Source organism: Pseudomonas arcuscaelestis, assembly GCF_016881005.1.
In the GTDB taxonomy this organism is placed as follows: domain Bacteria; phylum Pseudomonadota; class Gammaproteobacteria; order Pseudomonadales; family Pseudomonadaceae; genus Aquipseudomonas; species Aquipseudomonas arcuscaelestis.
Genome location: NZ_JACOPV010000013.1, coordinates 91,143 through 114,855 on the forward strand (window position 1 = coordinate 91,143; position 23,713 = coordinate 114,855).

The following is a 23,713-nucleotide window of genomic DNA, read 5'->3' on the forward strand; positions in this document are numbered from 1 at the left end:
GCCCATGTTCAGAAGTTACCTGCGGTTAATGCTGTTTACCTTCGGTTTGCTGGTGGGGGTGCAGGTTCCTGGCTTGATCAACGACTATAGCCAGCGGGTCGACGCGCACCTGCTTGAGTCCCGCGAGGGCCTCAAGGGGTTCCAGGCAACGGCCCAGCGTTTTTTCAATGGCGATTTGCAGGCGTTGGTTCGCCACTACCGTAGCAGTGATGATCCGGTGTTCAACAGTGATGCCAACAGCATCGAAAGCCTGTTGATCCGCAATCGCGTGTTCGAGCACGAATGGCAGATGCTGCAGAACGGCTGGCTGGAGCGAACCTGGCACGTGCTGGTCAACGCCGACAGCCAGTTGCGTGAAGAAACCCTCAAAGGCTACAGCTACCAGATTCTCCTCGCCCCCGAAGCGCTGGCATGGGGGCTGAGCTGCGCATTGCTGCTGGCGCTGTTGGTGGAAAGCCTGTTGTTGCTGATCGGTTGGGTAGCACTTGGTGGGCGGCGCAAGCCGGTTGCCGAGAGCTGGCGCTAAACCAGCTTGATACGCTCAGGGCCGGCATTGGCGGCATAGCGTTCAAGCACATTGCGACATAGCGCTACCACTTCATCAACCAGCTCGACCCCGGTCTGCCAGGCCACCACCAGCTCCAGGCTAGGCGGCTGTTGCGCCAGCGGCAGTTGGGTCAGTTCCCCGCGCGCCAATTCCTCGCTGACCAGCGCCGGGGGGAGGGCACCGATGCCGAAGCCGTCACGCAGCAAGCGGGTAATGGCCGCCACCGAATTCACGCAGTTCAAGCGAGGCGCACTGACGCCTTCGGCCTGGAGCAGGCTAAGCACTTCTTGATGCGGACGGGAGTTTTTCGAGAAGGTCACGATTCGCTCGCGAGCAAGCTCGGCAAGCGATGCAAAGTCGCGGTTGTAGATGGACTGGGTGGCAACGATCCAACCCATGGGGTAGCGCGCCAGGTCCAGGCTACGGATCGATTCCTGACGCAGCAGGTCGGTTTGCAGAATGACATCGAGGAAGCCTTTTTGCAGCTGTTCGCGCAAGTTGAGCGCGGTATCGGCGACCAGTTCGATTTCCACCTGCGGGTAGCGCTCCATCAGTTCCGACACCAGCGGGCTCATCCAGGTATGGATCACCGTATCCATGACACCCAGGCGTACGCGTCCGACCTTCGCCCGGTCGCTGTCCAGCGATTGCTTGAGCGCCTTGGCGGTGTCGAGCATCTGTTCGGCGTACTCGAGCACCTTGCTGCCTTCAGGCGTAAGGCTGACCCCACGCGAATCGCGCAGCAGCAACTTGACCCCCAGATCCGCCTCCAGCGCAGCAATACGGCTGGAGATCGACGCCTGGGTGGTGAAGAGCTTCTCGGCGGTCAGGCGAAAGCTCTTGAGTCGGGCCACCCAGACAAAGGTTTCGAGGAACTTGAGGTTCATGGTGCGCTCACTGATCAATTTTTTCTTATGCCAGACCGCTGGTTTTTCTCGTTGGACGTAACGGCGCCAGGGTCAAAAAATATCGGCATGGTTGCGACGCAGATCGCCGCCTTTAAAACAATACCAACAAGCTGAGGCAACCATGAACCCATCGGGCGTGCAGCAACAGGCCAAATCCAGATCCGTGGCGGGACCTTTCGATTGGTACCGCAACATCAACAAGCAGGAACGCCGCACCTTCTGGAGCTGCAAGATCGGTTATGGCCTGGATGGCATGGACACGCAGATGCTCAGCTTTGTCGTTCCCACCCTGATTGCACTGTGGGGGATCACCACGGCCGAAGCCGGCTTGATTCATACCAGCACACTGATCGCTTCGGCCCTCGGTGGCTGGATCGCCGGCATTCTTTCCGACCGTATCGGCCGGGTGCGTACCCTGCAACTGACCGTGCTGTGGTTCGCCTTCTTCACTTTTCTCTGTGGTTTCGCCCAGAACTACGAACAGCTATTGATCGCTCGCACCCTGATGGGCTTCGGTTTTGGTGGTGAGTGGACCGCCGGCGCCGTGTTGATCGGTGAAGTCATTCGCGCCAAGGACCGCGGCAAGGCGGTGGGCATGGTGCAATCGGGCTGGGCCATTGGCTGGGGCCTGACGGCGATTCTCTATGCGGTTTTGTTCACCCTGCTACCCCCTGAGGATGCTTGGCGGGCCCTGTTCCTGTTGGGAATTGTGCCAGCGGTGTTCGTGATTTTCGTCCGTCGCCTGGTCAAGGACCCGGAAGTCTACCGCCAGGCCAAGGCGGCGGAAAAAACCGAGGCACCGTCGCATTTCTATGAAATTTTTGCTCCCGGCATGCTTTTCACCACCCTTCGCGCTTCGTTGCTGACAACGGGTGCCTTGGGCGGGTACTACGCCATCACCTCGTGGCTGCCGACCTTCCTCAAGAACGAACGCGGCCTGAGCGTACTCGGCACGGGTGGCTACCTGGCCATGGTGATCTTCGGTTCCTACATAGGCTATGTAATCAGCGCCTACCTCACTGACCTGCTGGGGCGCAAAAAGAACTTCATCCTGTTCGCCGTGGGTTCATTCATCATCGTGCTGCTGTACACCCAGATGCAGGTCAGCGATGGCGTCATGCTCTGGCTTGGCTTCCCCCTGGGCTTCTTCGCCTCGGGCATTTTCAGCGGCATGGGGGCGTTTCTCACCGAACTCTTCCCTACTCGTATCCGCGGCTCGGGCCAGGGCTTTTGCTACAACATCGGGCGCGCCCTGGCGGCGTTCTTCCCGCTGCTCATTGGTATGCTCAGCCAGAAGATACCGCTGGGCCTGGGTATCGGCGCATTTGCCGCGGTGTCCTACGGAGTGGTAATTCTGGCAGCGTTGAGCCTGCCGGAAACGCGCGGCAAAGAACTTGAAGCCCATTAAGGCCAAGCCTGAAGGAGTTACAGACGTGAGCCGCCTACTACTGAATTGCGATATGGGTGAAAGTTTCGGCAGTTGGACCATGGGCCTGGATGCCCAGGTCATGCCCTTTGTCGACTGTGCCAATATCGCCTGCGGTTTCCATGCCGGTGATCCGGGCATCATGCGCAAAACGGTGGCCTTGGCTGTTGCCAGCAACGTAAGCATTGGTGCCCATCCGGCCTATCAGGACCTGGCAGGCTTCGGTCGTCGTTCCATGGCCTGCAGTGCCGAAGAAATCCGTGACCTGCTGCATTACCAGATCGGTGCACTCGATGGCATCTGTCGCACCCAGGGTACCCGCGTAGCCTACGTGAAGCCCCACGGTGCGCTGTATACAGACATGATGGCCGACCCGCTCAAGCTGCGCGCGGTGCTTGAGGCGGTGAGCAGTTACGGTCGGGACTTACCGTTGATGCTCATGGCCACGGCTGACAACAGTGCTGCCCAGGCCTTGGGTGATGAGTACGGCGTGACCTTGTGGTTCGAGGCCTTCGCCGACCGTGGCTATGATGCCGCCGGGCACTTGCTGTCGCGGCGCTTGCCGGGCGCTGTGCATCATGACCCGGCGCTGATTGTCGATCAGGCCTTGCGCCTGGCTCGAGGCGAGCCGCTGATCGCCGTGGACGGCAGCGAATTGCGCCTGCACGCGCATACGCTGTGCGTGCATGGCGACAACGAAAGTTCGGTGGCGGCGGTGCAGCAGATTCGTGAAGCGCTCGATAGCCTGGTGAACTCATGAAACAGCGCATTGAAACGGCGGCCATTGACTGCCTGATGGTGCGATTGTTCGACGCTATCGATGAGACCAACATGCCCTGGATGCTGGCAGCGAGTCAGCGCTTGCGGGCTGTATTCGGCGCACAGCTGATCGATCTGGTGCCGTCCTATACAACCGTGATGGTGCATTTCGACCTCATGCAACTGTCGCCGCAGCAGGCCCGAATCCTGATTCGCGAAGCGCTGGAAAACCTGCAACCCGATAATGGCAGCGGTGGCAGCCTGCACGAAATTCCAGTGTGGTACGACCTCAGTGTCGGGCCGGAGTTGAGCCTGTTGGCGGCGCGCTGCAATACCTCGGTGGCCGACATCGTGCGTCGTCACAGTGAGCGCGAGTATCAGGTGTTCGCCTTGGGCTTCGCCCCGGGGTTTGCGTTCATGGGCCTGGTTGAAGAGGCGCTGGCGGCGCCGCGCTTGTCCACCCCACGCAAGCGCGTGGCGGCAGGCAGCGTGGGGATCGCCGAGCGCCAGACCGCTGCTTACCCTGCGGTGTCGCCTGGAGGCTGGAACCTGATCGGCCGCACCCCGAGCACACTCTTTGACCGTCAGCGCCAAGGCTACAGCCTGCTGCAGCCGGGCGATCGGGTGCGATTCGTGGCGGTGGATCGCGGCACCTTTATCAACCTGGGCGGCGACGATACCCCGCAGGAGATGTCGGCATGAGCCGCTTGTCGATCGAGGCCAGCACCGCGCTGTGCCTGTTGCAGGACGCCGGACGCTTTGGTGTGCGACATCTGGGCGTGACCCAAGGCGGGGCGCTGGATTGGGTGTCGATGCGTTGGGCCAACTGGCTGTTGGGCAATGCTGCCGATGCTGCGGTAGTGGAAGTTACCTTGGGTGGTTTCAGCCTGGTGGCTGAGCAGGATTGCCACCTGGCACTTGCAGGGGCAGATCTGGATGCGCGCATTGATGGCCAGCCGCTCAAGCCCTGGTCCAGCTTCACCTTGGCGCAAGGTCAGCGTCTGCGCCTGAACCAGCCCTTGCAGGGGGCTCGCGCCTACCTCGCCGCACCGGGTGGGTTCGACGCTGTACAGGTCCTGGGCAGTTGTGCCAGCGTGGTGCGTGAGGCGCTGGGCGGTCTTGATGGTCTGGGCTCACCGTTGGCCAAGGGGCAGCAATTGAGTTACAGCAGCCAGCCGTGTGGCGGGCGAGAGGTGCCGCTGGCATTGCGTCCGCAGTTCAGCAACAACAGCTTGGATCTACTACTGGGCGCCCAGATTGGCGACTTCAGCGGCACGAGTCTGTTCGAGGCCTTCAACCGTGACTGGACCCTGGACAATCGCGCCGACCGCATGGGTATGCGCTTGCTCGGCCCTGTCTTGCAGTATCAAGGGGCGCCTATGATTTCCGAAGGTATTGCGCTGGGCGCGGTGCAGGTGCCGCCGGATGGCCAGCCGATTGTGTTGCTCAATGATCGCCAGACCATTGGCGGCTATCCGCGTTTGGGAGCGTTGACGCCGTTGGCGCTGGCACGCCTGGCGCAGATGCTGCCAGGGAACGTAGTGAGATTCCGGCCAGTGGTGCAGGAGACGGCTTGGCAGGAACAGCGGGCGTTCATCGAGAGATTTGCAGGATGATGGATCGCTAGGCAAGCGCGCTCCGCCAAGAGCGGGCTTGCCCGGCGAAAAGCGCTACTTGGACAAGAACCGCATTCCCTCTTCCAGCCCCCGCAAGGTCAATGGGAACATCCGGTCTTCAACCAGCTCGCGAACGATGTTGGTCGAGGTGGTGTAGCCCCAGGTGTCCTTGGGATACGGGTTGATCCAGATGAGTTTCTTGTACTTCTCCATGAAACGCTGCATCCACACGTATCCGGCTTCTTCGTTCCAATGCTCGACGCTACCGCCCGGCTGGGTGATTTCGTAGGGGGCCATTGCCGCATCGCCGACGAACACCACTTTGTAATCAGCGCCGTATTTGTGCAGCAGGTCCATGGTCGAGGTGCGTTCGGAAGTGCGGCGCATGTTGTTCTTCCACACCGACTCATAAACGAAGTTGTGGAAGTAGTAATACTCCAAGTGCTTGAATTCGGTCTTGCAGGCCGAGAACAGCTCTTCGCAGATTTTTACGTGAGCATCCATCGAACCGCCAATATCGAACAACAACAGCAACTTGACGCTGTTGCGCCGTTCCGGACGCATCTGGATATTGAGCAGGCCAGCGTCGCGCGCGGTGTGGTCGATGGTGCCGTCGATGTCCAGTTCTTCGGCTGCACCCTGGCGCGCAAACTTGCGCAAGCGGCGCAGTGCCAGCTTGATGTTACGCGTGCCCAGTTCGACCTGATCGTCGAGGTTCTTGTACTCGCGCTGATCCCAGACCTTGACCGCCTTGCCTTGACGCTTGCCAGCATCGCCGACCCGAATGCCTTCGGGGTTGTACCCGCCTGAGCCAAACGGGCTGGTACCACCGGTGCCGATCCACTTGTTGCCACCGGCATGACGTTCCTTTTGCTCTTCAAGGCGCTTCTTGAACTCTTCGATGAGCTTGTCCAGGCCACCCAGGGACTGGATCTGGGCGCGTTCTTCATCGGTCAGCGAGCGTTCGAATTCCTTGCGCAACCAATCTTCCGGAATCAGTGCTTCCAGATGCTGGTTAAGGTTCTCAAGGCCCTTGAAGTAAGCAGAGAACGCGCGGTCGAACTTGTCGAAATGACGCTCGTCCTTGACCAGGATCGCCCGCGACAGGAAGTAGAACTCGTCCATGTCGGCAAAGGTGACCCGCTGCTTGAGCGCATTGATCAAATCAAGCAGCTCACGTACCGACACCGGCACCTTAGCTGCGCGCATTTCATTGAACAGATTGAGCAACATGGCTATTGCCCCCTGGCTCAGCGGTTACCGCGACGGCTCATGAAGGCCAGGCGCTCGAGCAGTTGCACATCCTGTTCGTTTTTAACCAGGGCACCGGCCAATGGCGGGATAGCCTTGGTCGGATCGCGTTCACGCAACACGGCTTCGCCAATGTTGTCGGCCATCAGCAGCTTCAGCCAGTCAACCAGTTCGGAGGTGGACGGCTTTTTCTTCAGGCCCGGCACCTTGCGCACGTCGAAGAACACGTCCAGCGCTTCGCTGACCAGGTCCTTCTTGATGTTCGGGTAATGGACATCGACGATCTGCTGCAGGGTGTCGCGGTCGGGGAAGGCGATGTAATGGAAGAAGCAGCGGCGCAGGAAGGCGTCGGGCAGCTCTTTTTCGTTGTTCGAGGTAATGATGATGATCGGACGGTGCTTGGCCTTGATCGTTTCGTCGGTCTCGTAAACGTAGAACTCCATCTTATCCAGTTCTTGCAACAGGTCGTTGGGGAACTCGATGTCGGCCTTGTCGATTTCGTCGATCAGCAGAATGACTCGCTCCTCGGCTTCGAAGGCTTCCCAGAGCTTGCCCTTTTTCAGGTAGTTGCGTACGTCGTGTACCTTGTCGACACCCAATTGCGAGTCGCGCAGGCGGCTTACCGCGTCGTACTCATAGAGCCCCTGGTGGGCCTTGGTGGTCGATTTGATGTGCCAGGTGATCAGTTTGGCGCCAAAGGACTCGGCCAACTGTTCGGCGAGCATGGTCTTGCCGGTACCGGGTTCACCCTTGACCAGCAGTGGCCGCTCCAGGGTGATTGCCGCGTTGACTGCCAGTTTCAGGTCGTTTGTGGCGACGTATGTGCTGGTGCCTTCGAACTTCATGAACCGATCCTCTAACGTAGCGCCGGGGTGCATGGCCCCTGGCAGAAAAATTGTCATGCACGACTATAACGCGGGCTCTGGTCGACTGGGAACGCAGACGGTCCATTCAGTCTCTGAATAGCCCGTCACTTGTTGACTTGGTCAGACTGGGGAGGCGCTTGCTCGTAGCGTGCATTAAAGGCCTGGACAAAGCCGTTGCGCAGAATCTGCAGGAACGCTTCAAAGGCACTGATATCGCTTTTATGCACGCTGCCGCTCAGTTCTACACGAGTAGCGAATTGGTTCTTGCGCTGGTTTTTCAGCACCGTTTCGGTGCCGCCTACCAATGCTTCCCAGATCGAGCGGAAAAAGCCTTTGTCTTCGTTTTTTACATCCTGCTGCCAGTTGAACACGTCGACATCACGCAGCAGGGGCTTGATGTAACCGGTAAGGCGACCGTTCTGCGCTTCAGTCTCGATGACCAGGTCGCCGTGTCCGGCATTGAAGTCGAACTTGCCGTAGGCACTGGCAAAGTCGTTGAGCTTGCGCAGTTGGATGCCCGTGGCACGCAGGCGAAACTGGAAGTCGTCGAAGTCACTGAACGGGTCGAACGTGGCACTGCTTTGCACCTGTGCATCGCCCAGCAGCCGGGCCTTGCCATTGAAGCGCGCATCGCGCCGGCCCTTGAGATCTTCGACATTGGTCAGGTTACGGATACTGGCATCCAGATGGGTGGCCTTCAGATCGACCGGTGGCTTGGAAGTAAAGTTGTTGAAGGTCAGGGTGCCGTTGTCGATACGCACCTCGTTCAAGGTAATAGGCAGCAGCTTTTCCAACTGCTGACGCCAGTCGGTACCGCGCCCGGTCTGCGATGCTTGCCGGGAACCGCCGTCAACGAAGTTCAGTTCGGGGCGTAGGAACACCACTTCGGCGACGACCGCATGCTCGTACCACAGCGAGCGCCAGCTGACCGAGAGGTCGATCACGGGGGCCTGGAGGAACGGCACAGGTACCTTGCCGGTGGTCTTGACGATGGTCAGGCCGTTGATCTTGTAGGCACCGCGCCACCAGGCAAGATCAACGTCGGTGACGTGCCCGCGGTAGTCTCCCATGTCGGCAAGTTTGTCGTTGAGGTAATTGCGTACCAGCACCGGCAGGCTCAAATGCAGGATCAGCAACAGCAGGGCAATGCTCAATAATCCCCATAGGGGCCAACGGTAGCGAGGTTTCATCGACGATGGTTCCGGTCAGGGGTATTGATCGGTTGACTGCGGGCAGCCCCAGGGGTTCGCAGTTATGGACGCACCGGGCTGGCGGGCTTACCCTTGAGGTTTTCCCTCCGGTGCAAAAAGGACCCCGCGATGAGCCGTATCTTTGCTGACAACGCGCATTCCATCGGCAACACGCCGCTGGTGCAGATCAATCGCATCGCCCCGCGCGGCGTGACCATCCTGGCCAAGACGGAAGGGCGCAACCCAGGCTATTCGGTCAAATGCCGGATCGGCGCAAACATGATCTGGGACGCTGAAAGCAGCGGTAAGCTCAAGACCGGCATGACCATCGTCGAGCCGACCTCGGGCAACACAGGTATTGGCCTGGCCTTCGTTGCTGCGGCGCGTGGCTACAAGCTGATGCTGACCATGCCGGCTTCGATGAGCATCGAGCGACGTAAGGTTCTCAAGGCGCTGGGTGCTGAATTGGTACTGACCGAGCCGGCCAAAGGCATGAAAGGCGCTATTGAGAAAGCCGCAGAAATCGTTGCCAGCGACCCGGCGACCTACTTCTTGCCCGGCCAGTTCGAAAACCCGGCCAACCCGGCAATCCACGAAAAGACCACAGGCCCGGAAATCTGGAACGATACCGACGGTGCCGTCGATGTGCTGGTTTCCGGGGTTGGTACCGGTGGCACCCTTACCGGGATTTCGCGCTACATCAAGCAGACTCAGGGCAAAGCCATTATTTCGGTAGCGGTTGAACCGATGGTCTCGCCCGTGATCACCCAGGCCCTGGCCGGCGAAGAAATCAAGCCCAGCCCGCACAAGATCCAGGGCATTGGCGCAGGTTTCGTACCGAAGAACCTTGATCTGGCCATGGTCGACCTGGTCGAGTTGGTCAGCGATGAGGAGTCCAAGGCCATGGCCCTGCGCCTGATGCAGGAAGAGGGCATCCTGTGCGGAATTTCCTCGGGCGCAGCCATGGCCGCCGCCGTGCGCCTCGCGGAAAAGCCCGAGATGCAAGGCAAGACCATCGTCGTTATCCTCCCCGACTCCGGAGAGCGCTACCTGTCGAGCATGCTTTTCAGTGATCTGTTCACCGATCAGGAAACCCAGCAATAAGCCCGTCCACGCTGACCCGGCGCAATTAATTGCGCCGGTGTTTATTGCACAATCCTTAACAGTGAATGCTGGCAGTGGTTGTTTTTACCAGGACCGGATCAGTTTATGATGCCCGATTAATCTGGCAGCGATGATCAGATCGAAATTCCAAGGAGTGTTGCATGACCTTTTCCTTTGTCGCCAAGGCAGGTGTGTTGCTGCTGTTTTTCGGCAGCACATTGTATGTTCACCTGCGCGGCAAGGCGCGTTTGCCAATGTTGCGCCAGTTCGTCAACCATTCGGCGCTGTTCGCTCCTTATAACGCCTTGATGTACCTGTTTTCCGGGGTGCCTTCCAAACCTTACCTGGACCGTACGCGCTTTCCCGAGCTCGATGTGCTCAAGGACAACTGGGAAGTTATCCGCGAAGAGGCCATGCACCTGTTCGACGAGGGTTACATCCGCGCCGCCGAAAAAGATAACGACGCAGGCTTTGGTTCCTTCTTCAAGAAGGGCTGGAAACGCTTTTACTTGAAGTGGTACGACAAAGCGCTGCCGTCTGCTGAAGCGCTGTGCCCCAAGACCGTCGAGCTGGTCAACAGCATCCCCAACGTCAAGGGCGCGATGTTTGCCCTGCTGCCGGGTGGCAGCCACCTGAACCCGCACCGTGACCCGTTTGCCGGTTCGTTGCGCTATCACCTGGGCCTGTCGACGCCCAACTCCGACAATTGCCGGATTTACGTCGATGGCCAGGCCTATGCCTGGCGCGATGGTGAAGACGTGATGTTCGATGAAACCTACGTGCACTGGGTGAAGAACGAAACCGAGACCACCCGGGTAATTCTGTTTTGCGATGTCGAGCGTCCGCTCAACAGCCCGCTGATGACCCGCATCAACCGCAAGGTAAGCGCCTTCCTTGGCCGCGCTACCGCACCGCAGAACACCGATGACGAGCGCGTAGGCGGGATCAACCAGGCCTATGCCTGGAGCAAGCGCTTCAGCAACGTGATCAGCGCTCGGGTCAAACAGTTCAAGCGAGCCAACCCCAAGGCTTACCGCGTGTTGCGCCCGGTGTTGGCAGTGGTGGTTGCCTACCTGTTGTATCGCTGGTTGTTCTGATGTCTTGCACGGTGTGAGCCCTGGCCTGATCGCTGGCAGGGCTCACGCCTGGCATATGTAAACCAGCCTGCTTGCCAGACGGAAATAGGCTGGTCTATAGTCTGCCAACTTCATCTCACCGAAGACCTGCTCATGTCAGCTTCCCCCCTCAGCACCGTATTCGCTTCCGCGCCCAACGCGGTGGTAGTCGTGCGTGGGCGTCAGCAGCCGGCCATGATCAGTCACTACCCACCACCTGTCAGTCGCGTGGTTGTGTGCGTTCTCGCACCACCAGGCGTGGTCGTGCTGGGCTAAGCGGCCAAGCGCTGCATCCCCCACACCTGCACCCTACTGATTACGGTCGGCTGCCCGCATCGGGCAGCACCGTTCGGCTTATTTGCCCGAATACAGGTGGCATTCATGTTTGCTCTCTCGAAAGAATCCGTGGCCTCGGCGGCCACCACCAGTGTGTTCGTCCTGCTCTGGAGTAGCGGGGCGATTGTCTCCAAGTTGGGCCTGGCCCATGCCAGTCCCTTTGCCTTCTTGCTCATGCGCTCGGCGCTGGCGTTATGTGGTTTGTTGATGCTCGCACCGATGCTCGGGCTGCGCTGGCCGCGAGGGCGCTCGGCAGTGCTGCAGGCGCTGGTGACCGGCGCTGTGCTGCTCGGCGCGTATCAAATTTTCTACTTGCTGGCGCTCAATACCCACGTGACACCCGGCATCATGGCGACAGTGATGGGCGTGCAGCCGATCCTCACTGTGGTACTGATGGAGCGTCAGCGTTCCTGGAGCCGGCTGTTCGGCCTGGGGTTGGGCTTGAGCGGCTTGATCATGGTGGTCTACCAGGGCATCGGTCTGGGTGGTATTTCTCTGCTCGGCATGCTGTTCGCCTTGCTGGCATTGGCAAGCATGACCTTAGGTTCGATCATGCAGAAGCGCATTACCCATAATCCAATGGGGACCCTGCCTTTACAGTACGTTGCCGGACTACTGATGTGCGCACTGTTCGCCCCCCTGCAACCCTTGCATGTCGAGATGACTGGCAGCTTTGTCGGCGCCTTGCTGTGGATGGGGCTGGTGGTTTCGCTGCTGGCGACGTTACTGCTGTACCGGCTGATTGCTCGTGGCAACCTGGTCAACGTCACCAGTCTGTTCTACCTGGTGCCCGCGGTGACTGCAGTGATGGACTACCTGATCTTCGGTAACCGCCTGGCAGCGCTGAGCCTGTTGGGCATGGGGCTGATCGTGATCGGCCTGCTGTTTGTGTTCCGCAAGCCAGCGCCAGCTGTTACGCCGCTGCGCACCGACTAGTGTTGCCAGCCGCCCGGCGCCTTGCCCGGGCGGCTTGCGCTTCAGAAGTAGTAGCCAATGTTGATGTTGGTGCGGTAATACCAGTCGTTGCTGCCGATGGAGCTGGTGCTGGTCCAGCCGGTGCCATTTTCCGCGCCACCGAAGGGGTTGGCGTTCTTCGCCCAGGTCAGGTCGAGCCAGGCCATGACTGGCATGGCCAGGAACTGCGCACCGACGGTGAACATCTGCGAGTCGTCCCAGCCGCTTTTATCTTTCATCATTCGGCTGTAGTCGTTGTACAGCTTGATCTTCTTCAACTGCCCCAGGCTTGGCGTAAAGATGTCGTAGCCGATGTTGACCGACGCGATGGTTGCCTTGGACGCGATCAGGAAGGCCGGCGTCAGGCCGTTGCCGCCCATCAACACAGAATCGTCACTGACACCGTCTGGATTTTTCGGGTCATATTCGTAGCGGATGGCCTGGCTGGTGACTGTCCATGGGCCAGCGTTGACGATAGCGTGGACGCCACCTGCCCAGTAGTCGCCATTGTCGTCGGTGGTGGCGTTGTAGAGTTGCGCGGCGGCCAGCGAGGCGCCGATTTCGGTTTTCCAGCCATCCCCGGTAAAGGTCCGGGCAACCCTGGCGTTTACCTGATTGCGCTTTTCGTTGTCTTGGCGCGATTGGGTGAAAGGCACGGCGTTGTCGTTCAGGTCGGAGTAGCGACCGACTTCCGGTGAGTAGCGAATGCCGCTAGGCAGCATGCGCGGAAAGTAGCCTAGCTGCAGATCCCAGTCCTTGTCCTTGTAGCTGTATTTGAGACCCGTGCCGGCACTCACGCCGTAGCCCATGAAAAACGGAATGTGATAGCTCCAGCCAAACTGTGGGTAAGGTTCCAGGCCAAAGGGTTTGAACGGCGCACCAACTTGAAGGTTGGCATTAGGGGTAAACCGATAACCCACGTAGCCGCGGTCGATAGAGCGTTTGCCGTCGTCCTGAAACCAGTAGCCGACATCACTGAACAATTGCTTGTGGGTGGCCTGGACATCGATACGGAAGGTATCGAAAAGAAAACGGCCATTGTTCTCTGTGGTGTCCCAATGTTCATCCCTGTAGTTCACCCGCAGGGCACCGCCGATATCCAATGAGCTTTGTCCGTCGTCACTGCGCCAGGCAATGTGTGGGAACGGCTTTTTTGCCGCAGGTGGCTGATCGGGGGCGGCCGGACCGGGTTCGGAGGCGAAACTTGCACAACTACTGAGGATCAGGCCCAGGCTTACCACGTACTTGTTCATATCATGCCCTGCAAGGTTGAGCCATTTCTGTGGGCGACAGTTGTCCGTTGCCTTGAACAAGGCGTTAAACGAAAAACAGCGCTGGTATACAGTTGGCTGGCGGCGTTGGGTATTTATTGTTTTATCGGTGGTACGTTGTTTTATGTTTGAACGCGATAGAGCAAGAGCAGGAACTGTGCCAGTGCGGGTAAATACTGAAAAACCTGATAAATTCCATATAAAACAATTATTTATATTTGAAACGGCTGGGTTTGTATCGTGGGTGGAACGGGGTGGGAATGAAGTAACAGGCGTGTGCAATTGCAGTGCGGTTTAATTGCACAACGCGCGTTAGTGGCGCGTGGTTTGTTTTACGAGTGGATAATTAGCTGGCTATTTTAATCCCCCTGAGTACGCGATATATCCCGCACAGGGGCAAAAAAAACCGGCACATCGGTGCCGGTCAATCGTGCGCGTAAAGTTTCAGCGATTACAAATCGAGGACCATGCGCCGACTCTTGCAGCCCGATACACAGACCATCATCGATTTGTTTGCCGCGCGTTCAGCCTTGGTCAGCACCCCGTCGCGGTGGTCGATATCACCTTCCAGCACGCGGGTTTCGCATGACCCGCATACCCCTTCGCGGCAGCTGTATTCAATGTCGCATCCCGCTTCCAGAAGCACATCGAGCAGGTTCAGCCCCGGTTCGATGTTCAAGGTTTTGCCGGACTTTTTCAGTTCGACGCTGTAGCTGTCCTGGGCGTCGTCGGCCGGCGGCAGTTCGGCAGCGGCGAAGCGTTCGATATGAGCATGGGGATAACCCAGGTTTTCGCAGGTGCTTTCGAAGGCATCGAGCATCGGTGTCGGGCCGCAGCAGTAAAAGTGCGTATCACGTGGCTGGTCGGCGAGATAACGGCCGAGATCTGGCACGGTGCCTTTCTCGTCGTTGAAGTGATAAATCACCTTGGCATCGAGGCCGCTCAGTTGTTCCAGCAGCGCCGCTTCCTTGCGTGAGCGGGCGCAGTAGATCAACTCGGCGGATTTACCCAACGCCAGCAACTGGCGAAACATGCAGTAGATCGGGGTGATGCCGATGCCACCCGCCACCAGCACGTTGTGGCTGGCGTGCGGGTTGAGGGCAAAATTGTTGCGTGGCTGCGAAATGTTCAGTTGCGAGCCGACGCGTAGCTGTTCGTGTACGAAGGCCGAACCGCCACGGCTGTTGCGATCGCGCAAAATGCCAACCACATAGCGGCCCTGGTCCGTTGGCGAATTGAGCAGCGAGTAACTGCGTACCAGGCCGTTGGGTAGGTGCAGGTCGATGTGCGAGCCGGCTTCGAATGGCGCGAATACGGTATCGCCCCAAGGGCGCAGTTCGACGCTGATGATACCTTCGGCTTCATGGCGCAGGGTATGCACCAGCGCTGTAACAGTAGAGGAGTTGGACATCATTCACCTCGTTGGCGCAGTGCGCATGTCAATGTCGAGCCGGGCGCTGGCTTCGATTTCCACCACCAGTTCCGGAAATACCAGGGCGCTCACTTCGACCAGGGTGGAGGTGGGGTAGCAAGCAAATCCTGCGAAGAAGTCGCGGCGTGCGCGACCGACTTCGTCTTTGTCGGCGATCCGGGTGAGGTACAGGGTCATCCGGTAGATATTGCCGATATGCCCGCCCGCAGCCTCCACCAAAGCCCGCACCTTGTTCAGCACCACCAGGGTCTGTGCATAGGCATCCAGTGGCGCTCCGGCTTCAGCTGCAAGTCGAGTGGCGGGATGCCCGGTCATGCCGGACATCACCAGTTCATTGCCGAGCAGCAGGGCGTTGGACCAACTGGCCGTAGCCAGCTCGCCCACAGACTGTGCCTGAATACGCTGCACGGCCTGGCTCATGACAGCTGCTTCGCTTCGATCAGCGCCAATTGCTCCTTGGCCTGGCCCTTGAGGTAGCGGCGCAGGCGCACCACACCCAGGTCATGCTGGTAGAGGTTTTCACGCTGATTGGCATCGGCTTCCATGAACTCCAGCAACACCCGGTCCTGTTCCAGTACGGCCCAGTGGCGTGCTTCCAGGCGGTTCTTGTAGAGGAAGCGCCAGGTGTCACGCTGCCAGCCGGTCAACGGCCGGGCGCGCCAGTGGAACACTGCAGACAAGTTGCGACTGCTCGGGGTATAGCTGCCGATGATGGTGAAGTTACCGCCTGGGCCACCGGTCTTTGGATACGGAATTTCCAGACGCAGCCAATGACAACCGTTGTCGAGGAATTCGGTCCAGTCGAAGTTGACCCCGCGCTGGCCTTCCTTCTCGAAGACGAAACCCTGGTCGGTGTCGCGAGTGACGAATTTGGCGGTAGCTTCGCCTTCGCTCATTGAGTGCGACATTTTGTGCAGGTAAGTGCCGTGCATCGGGTCCATGACGTTGTCGAGCACGTAGCGATAGTCGCCTTTCCATTCGGTGTAGCAGAGGAAGCTGCTCCACTCGGGCGAGGTCAACTGCTCAGGCAGTACCAGCGCGGGTGGGTTTTGCAGATGTGGATCGGTGGCGTTGAACAGGAAGATCGCACCGGCCGCTTCGTGGGTGTGGAACATACGGGTAGGGCGGCTGCCTTCGAGCTTGCAACCGGGGCTGCCAGGGACCTTGGTCACGGTACCGTCGCAGCGCACTTCAACGCCGTGGTACGGGCACTGCAGACGGTCACCCAGCACCGGGCCCTGGGAAAGCGGCGCGCCGCGGTGCGGACAGTGGTCTTCCAGGGCGTGTACGCTGCCATCGTTATCGCGCCACAAGGCGATCTTGTAGCCCAGGCGCCGTACCGATACCGGCTTTTCGCCGAGCAGGTCCGACGGCAGGACCGGGAACCAGAGGTCTTTGAGGCCATTGGCCAGGTGATTCTCAACAGGGTCGACGGTGAATTGCATATTCATCTTGTTCTTACCTCCGGCGGGTCATGCGCCCAGCCGTGCCATCAGGGTTTTGTAGGAGTCTTCGGTCCATTCGCCACTGGTCAGCGGGCACGGTGGCCCGGCCAGATTGAGGTGCGCGAGCAGCTCGGGCAGTTGCGTCACGCCATTGCCGTAGGCGCGCTCGATGGAGTCGCCAAGCAGCTCTTCGAACTGGGTGTTGGGCCGTTTGCGCGCCTGGTGTGGGTCCAGGTACCGTTCGGTGTTGCTCATGTCATTGACCTCCATTGCGGACCCGTTCGCGGATCATTTCGCGGACCGGGACAAAGTCGTACGTGGGATAGCATTCGGTGCGGAACACGCCCCAGGCGGCGCGCTCCAGCTCTACATTGACCTTACTCAGCAAGTTCGGCGGCAAGCGCAGGGTGACGATCTGGCCCAAGCCCATGGCCACGGTCCAGGACACCACTTCGACGCCTTGCGGCGGGAAGCTTTCCCACCAGCCCATGGCTTTCATATGCGCCTGGATCTGCTCCAGGTTCTTCGACTGGTCGTGCTTGAGCAGCACGGTCAGCAGCATCGATTCGCTCATCGGCCAGGGCTCACGCGGCATGGGTGGTCGGCACGGTCCAGGCGTCGTAGCCGTAGACCCAGTCGGCATTGCCACCGGCCTTGAGCCATTGGTTGCCGCGCGAACCGATCTGGATCTGGCTGGTGCGCTCAAGACGCGCCTGTTGGTAGCCCTGCAAGGCCGGGGCTATTTGTGCAGCATCGGTCACACCGTGAAGATGACGGGCCAGGACCACGGCATCCTCGATGGCCTGACCGGCTCCTTGGGCCATGAATGGCATCATCGGGTGGCAAGCGTCACCCAACAGGGTAATTGCCCCTTGCGACCAGAACGGCAGGGGATCACGCTCATACAGTGCGGTCTTGAGCACTTCATCGCAGGCATCGAGCAAGGCGCGGGCATCGGGATGGAAGCCCTGATAGTGACTGCGCAATTCGGCGGCGTCGCCCGCAGTGGTCCATGACTCCAGATGCCAACTGTCCTGGGCTGTGGTGGCGAAAATGAAGATGTCGCGGCCCTGGTTCAGCGGGAACGTGACAATCTGGCTTTGAGGGTTTGGTCCCCACCATTTGGTAAAAGCTTGAATGTTCGGGACGTGGGCCACACGGCTGGCCGGAACCACGGCTCGATAGGCAACCACGCCAGTGAAACGCGGTTGCTCCTCGCCAAACAGCGCGTTGCGCACCACCGAATGAATACCGTCGGCGCCGATCAACAGGTCTGTGCGATGCTGGCTGCCATCTTTGAAGTGCAGTTCGATGCCGCTGGCATCTTGGCGCACCTGCTCGGCACGCTTGCCGAACTGCACGTTCTGTAGTGGAAATACCTCAGCCAGCGCCGCCAGCAAGTCGGCGCGGTGGATCGTCAGTTGCGGTGCGCCGTACTGGCTTTCGGCAGCTTCGGCCATCTCCAGGCGCGAGGTTTCCTCGCCGCTGTCCCACAGGCGACTGATGCGGTGTGTGGGGCGTGCGGCCGGAACACGCACCGCCGCGCCAATGCCCAGGCCATCGAGGGCTCGGACGGCGTTGGGGGTCAGGTTGATGTCGGCACCGACCCGCAGAAAGGCCTTGGACTGCTCGAAGACGGTGACCTGATGACCGGCCTGGCGTAGGGCAATAGCGGCGGTGAGGCCGCCGATTCCGGCACCGTTGATAGCGATGTTCAACGAAGACATGGGCGACTCCTGTTCAAGGTTTCGGTTTGTCGGTAAGAAACTTGCCTTGCGGCGCCTCGACATGCTGCTGGCGTCGGGTGTTGCCATCGATGCCACCGGCGATTGCCCACTCGGCGAAGACGGTCGGTCCCGGCTCGAACTCGCGGGGTTGCCACTCAGCGGTCAACTGGTCTTCATCGGCGTAATACTCGACCAGCGCGCCAGCCGGGTTCTTGAAGTACCAGAAGAACGCCGAGGAAACCGGGTGACGCCCCGGGCCGATTTCGGTAGCCCAGCCGCTGCGAGAGATGTGCATGCCACCACCGAATACTTCATGCAGGTCGCGCACGGTGAACGCCACATGGTTCAGGCCTGCCCTGGGTGCTGGCAGTTGCAGCATGAACAGGTCGTGGTGACCGCCTTCCTCGGCGGTACGCAGGAAAGCGCCACGGTTGGGATAACGGTCCGAGGCCTGGAAGCCGAAGCGTTCGTGGTAGAAGGCTTCGCAGCTATTCACGTCTTTGACGAAGAACACCACGTGGCCCACTTCGATAGGCGTGGCACGCTCGTAGACCGGCGCCGGCTTGTTGATTCGGCCTTTGCTCTGCCAGGTGTTGTGGCCGCTGCATTCGATGTCCAGGGCACGTTTGCGCGTAACCTGCAGGCGAATCGCCAAGCCGTTGGGGTCGGTGCAGCCGATACGCCCGTTGCCTTCGACAAAGCCTGGGTCATTGGCGATGCGCTGGCTGTACACGGCCAGGTCAGTTTCGCTTTCCACGCCCCAGACCACTTCCCGAACGGTGGAGCCCGGCTCGATGGCGGGCGGTAGGTCGGCCTTGTTGATGTCTGCCAGCACCACCCGGCAGCCATTAAGCGTTTCGAAGACCACCTGGTCGGCTGCTTCGCTGATCTTTGTCAGCCCCCAGTCGCTGAAAAAACGTACGCAGGTGTCGAGGTCCTCGACGCCGTAGGTGACTTCATCGATACCTAAAACACTCATGACGTTGCCTCCGCTGCGGCCCAGGCCAGGGGTTGTTCGTTCATGCCCCAATAGAGGCTCTTTTGTTCCATGTACTGCAGGATTCCCAGGCGGCCTTTTTCGCGGCCCAGGCCGCTGTCACGCCAACCACCGAAGGGGGTGGAAATGGAGAATTGCTTGTAGGTGTTGATCCATACGGTGCCCGCCTGAATTTTGCGTCCCAGGGCCCAGGCGCGTTTGTAGTCACGGCTCCAGATCCCGGCGGCGAGGGCGTACAGGCTGTCGTTGGCTTGCTCGATCAATTGCTCTTCGTTGTCGAAGGGCATCGCCACCAGCACCGGGCCAAAGATTTCTTCCTGGCAGGTCTGTTGGTCATTGCTCAGGCCTTCGAGAATGGTCGGCGGATAAAAATAGCCCTGATCGTAAATGCCTCCTGCAGGACGCTGGCCGCCCAGCAGCAGGCGCCCGCCTTCAGCTAGGCCAAGGGCCACGTAACGCTCTACCGACTCGCGATGCCCGGCGCTGATCAAGGGCCCCATCTGGGTGCTTTCGTCCGCCGGATCACCCAAGCGCAGGCGCGCTGCGCCTTCGACCAGGCGCTGCATGAAAGGCGCATACAGGGCACGGGCGACGAACAGTCGGGAACCGGCGATGCAGGCCTCGCCCGATGAGCTGAAGATGCCATACAACACGCCGGCCACGGCGTGGTCCAGATCGGCATCATCGAGGACGATGGTCGGCGATTTGCCGCCCAGCTCCAGCGACACCGGCATCATTTTGTCGGCGGCAATATGGGCGATGTGCTTGCCGGTTCGGGTGCCGCCGGTGAACGACACACGCTTGATCAGCGGGTGCTGGGTCAAGGCGTCGCCAAGTACCGAACCTTTACCCGGCAGTACACTGATCAGACCCTTGGGCAAACCTGCGTCTTCGCAGATCCGGGCCAGTTGCAGGGCCAGCAGCGGGGTGATTTCTGCAGGCTTGATGACCACCGCATTGCCCGCCGCCAGCGCCGGGGCAACCTTCTGTGCTTCGCTGGCGATCGGCGAATTCCAGGGGGTGATCGCGGCGACCACGCCCATGGGTTCGTAGACGCTCATGCTGACAAAATCGCCGCGCGATGGGGTGATGGTTTCTTCCAGGGTTTCGCAGGCTGCGGCAAAAAACTGGAAGGTGCCGGCAGCGCTGGCCACCAGCGCGCGAGTTTCGTTGATCGGTTTGCCATTGTCCTGGCGCTGCAGTTGGGCCAGCTCTTCGCTGCGCTGGCGGATCAGTTCGCCAATGCGGTACAGCACGCCAGCACGCTCATGGGGTTTGCGCTGTGCCCAGCCGCTGTGCAGGAAGGCCTGGTGTGCGCCTTGCACGGCTTGCTCGACGTCCTCGAGGCTGGCGGCGTTGAGCCACGCCACGGGTTCACCCGTTGCTGGGTAGCGCGTGGCATAGCGCTCACCGCCACCCAGACGCCAGGTGCCGGCGATGCAAATGGGTAAAGTCTGTTCCAGCGTCATCGATGTTCCCCTAGATGGAAATGGCATGAGCGTGATTGCCCAGGGCACGGACCACGCTGTACACCGTCAGCGCCGAAGTCTTCGGGTTGGCTTGCAACGGCTTGCCGCGCAGGCTCATCTCGAAACCACCAAAGGCGCCGCGGGCCTCGAAGTGGTGGACGTTTTCTTCGCTCAGCGGATCGGCGATCAGCGTCACGCGGGTGCGGTCCAGGCCCAGCCCGGCCAGCGACAGGGTGGCGGCGACGTTGGCGTTCTTGGGATACAAGCGCGCCGCTTCACGGGCGCTGCCCTGGAAGATCACCGTGGCCTGATCAATTTTTTCCAGGTCGCAAACCTGTTCGGCAGGGGTGTTCTTCCATGCCTTGGCCGGTTTGCGACCGGTGTAGTCGACCGAATCCAGGCCGCCGACCTTGGCCGCCGACAGTGCATCGATGCCACCAATGGCGCCGGGCAGCAGCTCTATCCGGGTGTTGCCACGGGCCGCGGCCGCCTCCAGGCGTTCGACCAGACCCACCTGCGAAAGCGCACCCACCGACACAATCAGGCAGGCGATCCCTCGTTCGAGAGCCGGCAACACGTGCTCTTCGATGGCCATATGCCCGGCGCACTCGACCAACAGGTCTGGGCGGGCGTCGGCGGGCAGCGCGGTGAGCACCTGTGGAGGGTATTTGAATGCCGCCAGGCGCTGTTGCACCAGCGCTTCAGAGCCCGCCGAGGCGATCACATGCTCGACGCGCATCTGTGTGTCGTTCTCCAGTAACTCCAGTACGGCAACGCCAATGGCGCCGCAGCCGATCATGGTGATATTGAGCATGTGCTGGTCCTCAGGCCGTGGCTTTCTGGGCTTTGGTTTCGCTGTTGGGCGGGCCGGCAAACTGGGTGGCGAAACCGCCGACGCTGAGCATGTCGACCTCCAGCAGGAAAGGCCCCCCCTGGCTCAGGGCGTTGTCGAGTACCGGGCCAAAGTCTTGCAGGTCGCTGACCAGGCCATGGCGCAGGCCAATAGACTCGGCAAGCTTGGTGTAGTCCGGGGTGTGCAGCTCGACATAGGCGTGGCGGGCGCCGTAGATGGCGTCCTGAATGTTGCGAATCACGCCGTAGCGTTGATCGTTCATCAGCAGGATTACCACATTGGCTTTTTCCTGCACCAAGGTGGCCAGTTCACCCAGATTGAGGATGAAGCCACCGTCGCCGGCCAGGGCAAACACTTTGCGTTGCGGGTCGGTTTCTGCCGCGGCAACGGCGGCGCCGATGCCCATGGCCAGCCCCTGGCCGATACCACCGCCCAAGGCATGTACGCCTGCCAGCGGGTGGTACAGATTGAGCAAGCGGTTGCCCCAGATGCTGTTGGACAGGGTCACGTCGCGTACCCAGGAGAAGTTGCGACCGGTCAGCGCCTGCAACTGCTCGACCATGGCCGAGTAAGGGCCCAGGTCTGCTACCAGTTGCGTGCGGGATTGGGCGCGCACTGCCTTGAGTTCATCAATGAACGTTGGGTCGATATTCAAGCGTCCTTGCAGACGATCAGCCAGGCCCTCAAGTGCCAGGGCGGAGTCACCGCAAATGAACAGCTCGCTTGAGTAGCTGCGACCTTCGATGGCTGGGTTGGCGTCAATGCGCAGGGTGGTACGGGGCAGCTTCAAGGCGTATTTGAAGGTTTCGTTGCTGCGCAGGCGCGAGCCGGCCACGACCAGGGCATCGCACGTCTGCAGGAAGCCTTCCACCAGTTTGTTCTGCGAGAAGGCACCCAGGCAGCGCTCGTCGTCCTCGTTGACTACGCCGCGGCCTTGGGTCGAGGTGATTACACCGACACCCATGTCGAGCAAGCGCTTAACCTGCGCCCCGGCATGACGGGCGCCGCCGCCGAGCCACAGCAGGGGGCGGGTCGCACTGGCCAGGCGTTCGGCGACCAGATCCAGCGCTTCGGGCGCAGGCACCGCGAGCGGAATCGGCAGCGGCGAGAGATCGGTGGGCATCGGGATAAAGGTCGACTGGATGTCGATTGGAATTTCCACGCTGACCGGACCGGTGGGCGCCGTTAGGGCGGTTTGGACGGCCAGCTTCAGGGTACTTAGCGCGGTTTCCACACTCCGCACGCGAAAGGCTGCCTTGGACACGGCCTTGAGCATGGTCAGTTGGTCGCGGGCTTCGTGGATATAGGCGAAGTCCTGGTCCAGGTACGGGGTTTCGATCTGGCCGGTGATATGCAGCAGCGGCGTGCCTGCGGTGAGTGCTTCGACCAGGGCGCCGGCGGCATTGCCGGCGGCGGTACCGGTTGAGGTCAGGCATACGCCGAGGCTCCCGGTGGTACGGGCGTAGGCGTCGGCCATGTTGGTGGCCCCGGCTTCACCACGGGCCATGACAAAACGAATGTTGCCACGCACGGCGAAGGCGTCGAGGATCGGCATGTTGTGAATCGAGATCACCCCGAAGGCGGCTTTGACCTCGCATTGCTCAAGAAATGCGGTGATGGCAGCGCCAACGGTCACAGTGTTTTCATTACGCATGGCGGGACAGGCCTCCAGAAACATCGATATGGCTGCCAGTGGTGTAAGCCGACAGGGGCGAAGCCAGGAACAGGACGGCCTGGGCTGCTTCTTTGGGCAGACCCAGACGACCCAGGGGAATGTGTTTGCGTTGTGCCAGTTGTGCGGTCCATTGCGACCAGTCGAGCTCGCGTTCTTCGCGGGCTTCGAAGCGCCGCCGCCACTGGCCGGACTCAACCAGGCCAATGAGAATGCCGTTGACCCGGATGCCCTTTTCGGCAAATTCAGTGGCCATCGAGCGCACCAGATTCTTCAGCCCGGCACGTGCTGCCGAGGTAGCGACCATGTGCGGCTCCGGCTGGCTGGCCAGCAGGGAATTGACGCAGACGATCGAGGCGTCGCGCTGCGCTTGCAACTGTGGCAGGAAGGCGCGAACCGGATAGATCACCGAGAAGAATTTAAGCTGCAGCTCTTCGCTCCAGGCCTCATCGGTGGTGTCGGCGAAGGTAGACACCCGACCTTGTCCGGCGTTGTTGATCAATACCTGCGCCGGGCCGAGCGCGGCCAGGCTGGCGGCGGCGAAGGCCTTGACCGATTCGGCGTCAAGCACATCGCAAACCTGGGCCAGCAGACGTGCTTGGGGAAAGCGTTCGCGCAGGCGTGCCAGTGCGCTGTCCAGTCGTTCCTGGTCGCGGCCACAGAAAGCCACCGCGGCGCCGGCTTCGAGCAGTTGCTCGACACAGGCCAGACCAATCCCGGAAGAGCCGCCGGTAACAATTGCGGTACGCCCTTGCAGTTGATAAAGGTTGCTCAT

The 23,713-nt window shown here is 60.3% G+C and carries 26 protein-coding genes; 10 read left to right on the forward strand and 16 right to left on the reverse strand.

The window, feature by feature from the left end; genetic code table 11:
• Window positions 1-4 precede the first annotated feature (4 nt).
• On the forward strand, window positions 5-526 hold the full coding sequence (locus H8F21_RS20205; RefSeq protein WP_203541970.1) for a DUF2937 family protein: 522 nt from the start codon (window positions 5-7) through the stop codon (window positions 524-526).
• On the opposite strand, the gene H8F21_RS20210 is transcribed toward H8F21_RS20205, so the two are convergent.
• Window positions 523-1,434: a LysR family transcriptional regulator gene (locus H8F21_RS20210; RefSeq protein ID WP_203475877.1), complete on the reverse strand. Its 912-nt coding sequence runs from the start codon at window positions 1,432-1,434 to the stop codon at window positions 523-525. The genes H8F21_RS20205 and H8F21_RS20210 overlap by 4 nt on opposite strands.
• Before the next feature lie 142 nt (window positions 1,435-1,576).
• Here H8F21_RS20210 and H8F21_RS20215 point away from each other — a divergent pair, with 142 nt between their 5' ends.
• Genes H8F21_RS20215 through H8F21_RS20230 form a run of 4 tightly spaced genes read left to right on the forward strand, consistent with a single transcriptional unit; the run spans window position 1,577 to window position 5,256 of the window.
• Window positions 1,577-2,863 (forward strand): MFS transporter, encoded by a 1,287-nt coding sequence (locus H8F21_RS20215; protein ID WP_203585201.1) that lies wholly within the window; start codon window positions 1,577-1,579, stop codon window positions 2,861-2,863.
• Between the two features lie 25 nt (window positions 2,864-2,888).
• A complete protein-coding gene (locus tag H8F21_RS20220; protein ID WP_203585202.1) occupies window positions 2,889-3,641 on the forward strand; it encodes a 5-oxoprolinase subunit PxpA in 753 nt (250 codons plus the stop codon).
• Window positions 3,638-4,342: a 5-oxoprolinase subunit PxpB gene (gene pxpB / locus H8F21_RS20225; RefSeq protein ID WP_203475874.1), complete on the forward strand. Its 705-nt coding sequence runs from the start codon at window positions 3,638-3,640 to the stop codon at window positions 4,340-4,342. Before H8F21_RS20220 ends, pxpB begins: the two co-directional genes overlap by 4 nt.
• Window positions 4,339-5,256, forward strand: coding sequence for a 5-oxoprolinase subunit C family protein (locus H8F21_RS20230; RefSeq protein WP_203585203.1), 918 nt, complete (start codon window positions 4,339-4,341; stop codon window positions 5,254-5,256). The genes pxpB and H8F21_RS20230 overlap by 4 nt, the downstream gene beginning before the upstream one ends.
• Window positions 5,257-5,310: 54 nt before the next feature.
• On the opposite strand, the gene H8F21_RS20235 is transcribed toward H8F21_RS20230, so the two are convergent.
• The 3 genes from H8F21_RS20235 to H8F21_RS20245 form a co-directional block, all read right to left on the reverse strand.
• Complete coding sequence (locus H8F21_RS20235; protein WP_136477689.1) at window positions 5,311-6,489, reverse strand: vWA domain-containing protein; 1,179 nt, start codon at window positions 6,487-6,489, stop codon at window positions 5,311-5,313.
• Window positions 6,490-6,506: 17 nt separating this feature from the next.
• The gene (locus H8F21_RS20240) at window positions 6,507-7,352 is read right to left on the reverse strand and encodes an AAA family ATPase (protein ID WP_136477688.1); all 846 of its coding nucleotides are present in this window, start codon (window positions 7,350-7,352) and stop codon (window positions 6,507-6,509) included.
• 125 nt (window positions 7,353-7,477) lie between these two features.
• Entirely contained in the window at window positions 7,478-8,563 is a 1,086-nt protein-coding gene (locus H8F21_RS20245; RefSeq protein ID WP_203585204.1) for an AsmA family protein, read from the reverse strand.
• 129 nt (window positions 8,564-8,692) lie between these two features.
• Between H8F21_RS20245 and cysK the strand changes: the two genes are divergently transcribed.
• From cysK to H8F21_RS20265, 4 genes are all read left to right on the forward strand, one after another.
• Window positions 8,693-9,667 (forward strand): cysteine synthase A, encoded by a 975-nt coding sequence (gene cysK / locus H8F21_RS20250; RefSeq protein WP_203475871.1) that lies wholly within the window; start codon window positions 8,693-8,695, stop codon window positions 9,665-9,667.
• A 161-nt stretch (window positions 9,668-9,828) separates the two neighbouring features.
• Window positions 9,829-10,764: an aspartyl/asparaginyl beta-hydroxylase domain-containing protein gene (locus H8F21_RS20255; RefSeq protein WP_203475870.1), complete on the forward strand. Its 936-nt coding sequence runs from the start codon at window positions 9,829-9,831 to the stop codon at window positions 10,762-10,764.
• A gap of 132 nt (window positions 10,765-10,896) precedes the next feature.
• Complete coding sequence (locus H8F21_RS20260) at window positions 10,897-11,058, forward strand: hypothetical protein (RefSeq protein ID WP_203585205.1); 162 nt, start codon at window positions 10,897-10,899, stop codon at window positions 11,056-11,058.
• A gap of 105 nt (window positions 11,059-11,163) precedes the next feature.
• Entirely contained in the window at window positions 11,164-12,054 is an 891-nt protein-coding gene (locus tag H8F21_RS20265) for a DMT family transporter (RefSeq protein ID WP_203585206.1), read from the forward strand.
• 41 nt (window positions 12,055-12,095) lie between these two features.
• Here H8F21_RS20265 and H8F21_RS20270 read toward each other — a convergent pair whose 3' ends face one another.
• Window positions 12,096-13,325 carry a hypothetical protein gene (locus H8F21_RS20270; protein WP_203475867.1) on the reverse strand — a complete coding sequence of 410 codons (1,230 nt, stop codon included), beginning with the start codon at window positions 13,323-13,325 and terminating at the stop codon, window positions 12,096-12,098.
• Between the two features lie 52 nt (window positions 13,326-13,377).
• Between H8F21_RS20270 and H8F21_RS20275 the strand changes: the two genes are divergently transcribed.
• Complete coding sequence (locus tag H8F21_RS20275) at window positions 13,378-13,641, forward strand: hypothetical protein (RefSeq protein ID WP_203585207.1); 264 nt, start codon at window positions 13,378-13,380, stop codon at window positions 13,639-13,641.
• A 153-nt stretch (window positions 13,642-13,794) separates the two neighbouring features.
• Here the strand turns inward: H8F21_RS20275 and H8F21_RS20280 are convergent, their stop codons facing one another.
• From H8F21_RS20280 to H8F21_RS20330, 11 genes are read right to left on the reverse strand one after another with little or no spacing between them, the layout of a single operon-like run.
• Complete coding sequence (locus tag H8F21_RS20280) at window positions 13,795-14,754, reverse strand: PDR/VanB family oxidoreductase (RefSeq protein ID WP_203585208.1); 960 nt, start codon at window positions 14,752-14,754, stop codon at window positions 13,795-13,797.
• A 3-nt stretch (window positions 14,755-14,757) separates the two neighbouring features.
• Window positions 14,758-15,195: a Rid family hydrolase gene (locus H8F21_RS20285; RefSeq protein ID WP_203585209.1), complete on the reverse strand. Its 438-nt coding sequence runs from the start codon at window positions 15,193-15,195 to the stop codon at window positions 14,758-14,760.
• A complete protein-coding gene (locus tag H8F21_RS20290; RefSeq protein WP_136477680.1) occupies window positions 15,192-16,226 on the reverse strand; it encodes an aromatic ring-hydroxylating oxygenase subunit alpha in 1,035 nt (344 codons plus the stop codon). The genes H8F21_RS20285 and H8F21_RS20290 overlap by 4 nt, the downstream gene beginning before the upstream one ends.
• 21 nt (window positions 16,227-16,247) lie before the next feature.
• On the reverse strand, window positions 16,248-16,475 hold the full coding sequence (locus H8F21_RS20295; RefSeq protein WP_136477679.1) for a recombinase-like helix-turn-helix domain-containing protein: 228 nt from the start codon (window positions 16,473-16,475) through the stop codon (window positions 16,248-16,250).
• Between the two features lies 1 nt (window position 16,476).
• Entirely contained in the window at window positions 16,477-16,794 is a 318-nt protein-coding gene (locus tag H8F21_RS20300; RefSeq protein WP_203475862.1) for a hypothetical protein, read from the reverse strand.
• A gap of 10 nt (window positions 16,795-16,804) precedes the next feature.
• The gene (locus H8F21_RS20305) at window positions 16,805-17,947 is read right to left on the reverse strand and encodes an FAD-dependent monooxygenase (RefSeq protein ID WP_203585210.1); all 1,143 of its coding nucleotides are present in this window, start codon (window positions 17,945-17,947) and stop codon (window positions 16,805-16,807) included.
• Between the two features lie 13 nt (window positions 17,948-17,960).
• Window positions 17,961-18,926 carry a VOC family protein gene (locus H8F21_RS20310; protein WP_203475860.1) on the reverse strand — a complete coding sequence of 322 codons (966 nt, stop codon included), beginning with the start codon at window positions 18,924-18,926 and terminating at the stop codon, window positions 17,961-17,963.
• Entirely contained in the window at window positions 18,923-20,413 is a 1,491-nt protein-coding gene (locus H8F21_RS20315) for an aldehyde dehydrogenase (RefSeq protein WP_203475859.1), read from the reverse strand. Before H8F21_RS20315 ends, H8F21_RS20310 begins: the two co-directional genes overlap by 4 nt.
• Window positions 20,414-20,423: 10 nt before the next feature.
• Window positions 20,424-21,227: an aspartate dehydrogenase gene (locus H8F21_RS20320; RefSeq protein WP_203585211.1), complete on the reverse strand. Its 804-nt coding sequence runs from the start codon at window positions 21,225-21,227 to the stop codon at window positions 20,424-20,426.
• Between the two features lie 10 nt (window positions 21,228-21,237).
• Entirely contained in the window at window positions 21,238-22,920 is a 1,683-nt protein-coding gene (locus H8F21_RS20325; protein WP_203475857.1) for a thiamine pyrophosphate-binding protein, read from the reverse strand.
• Window positions 22,913-23,713, reverse strand: a complete 801-nt coding sequence (locus tag H8F21_RS20330) for an SDR family oxidoreductase (RefSeq protein WP_203585212.1) — start codon at window positions 23,711-23,713, stop codon at window positions 22,913-22,915. The genes H8F21_RS20325 and H8F21_RS20330 overlap by 8 nt, the downstream gene beginning before the upstream one ends.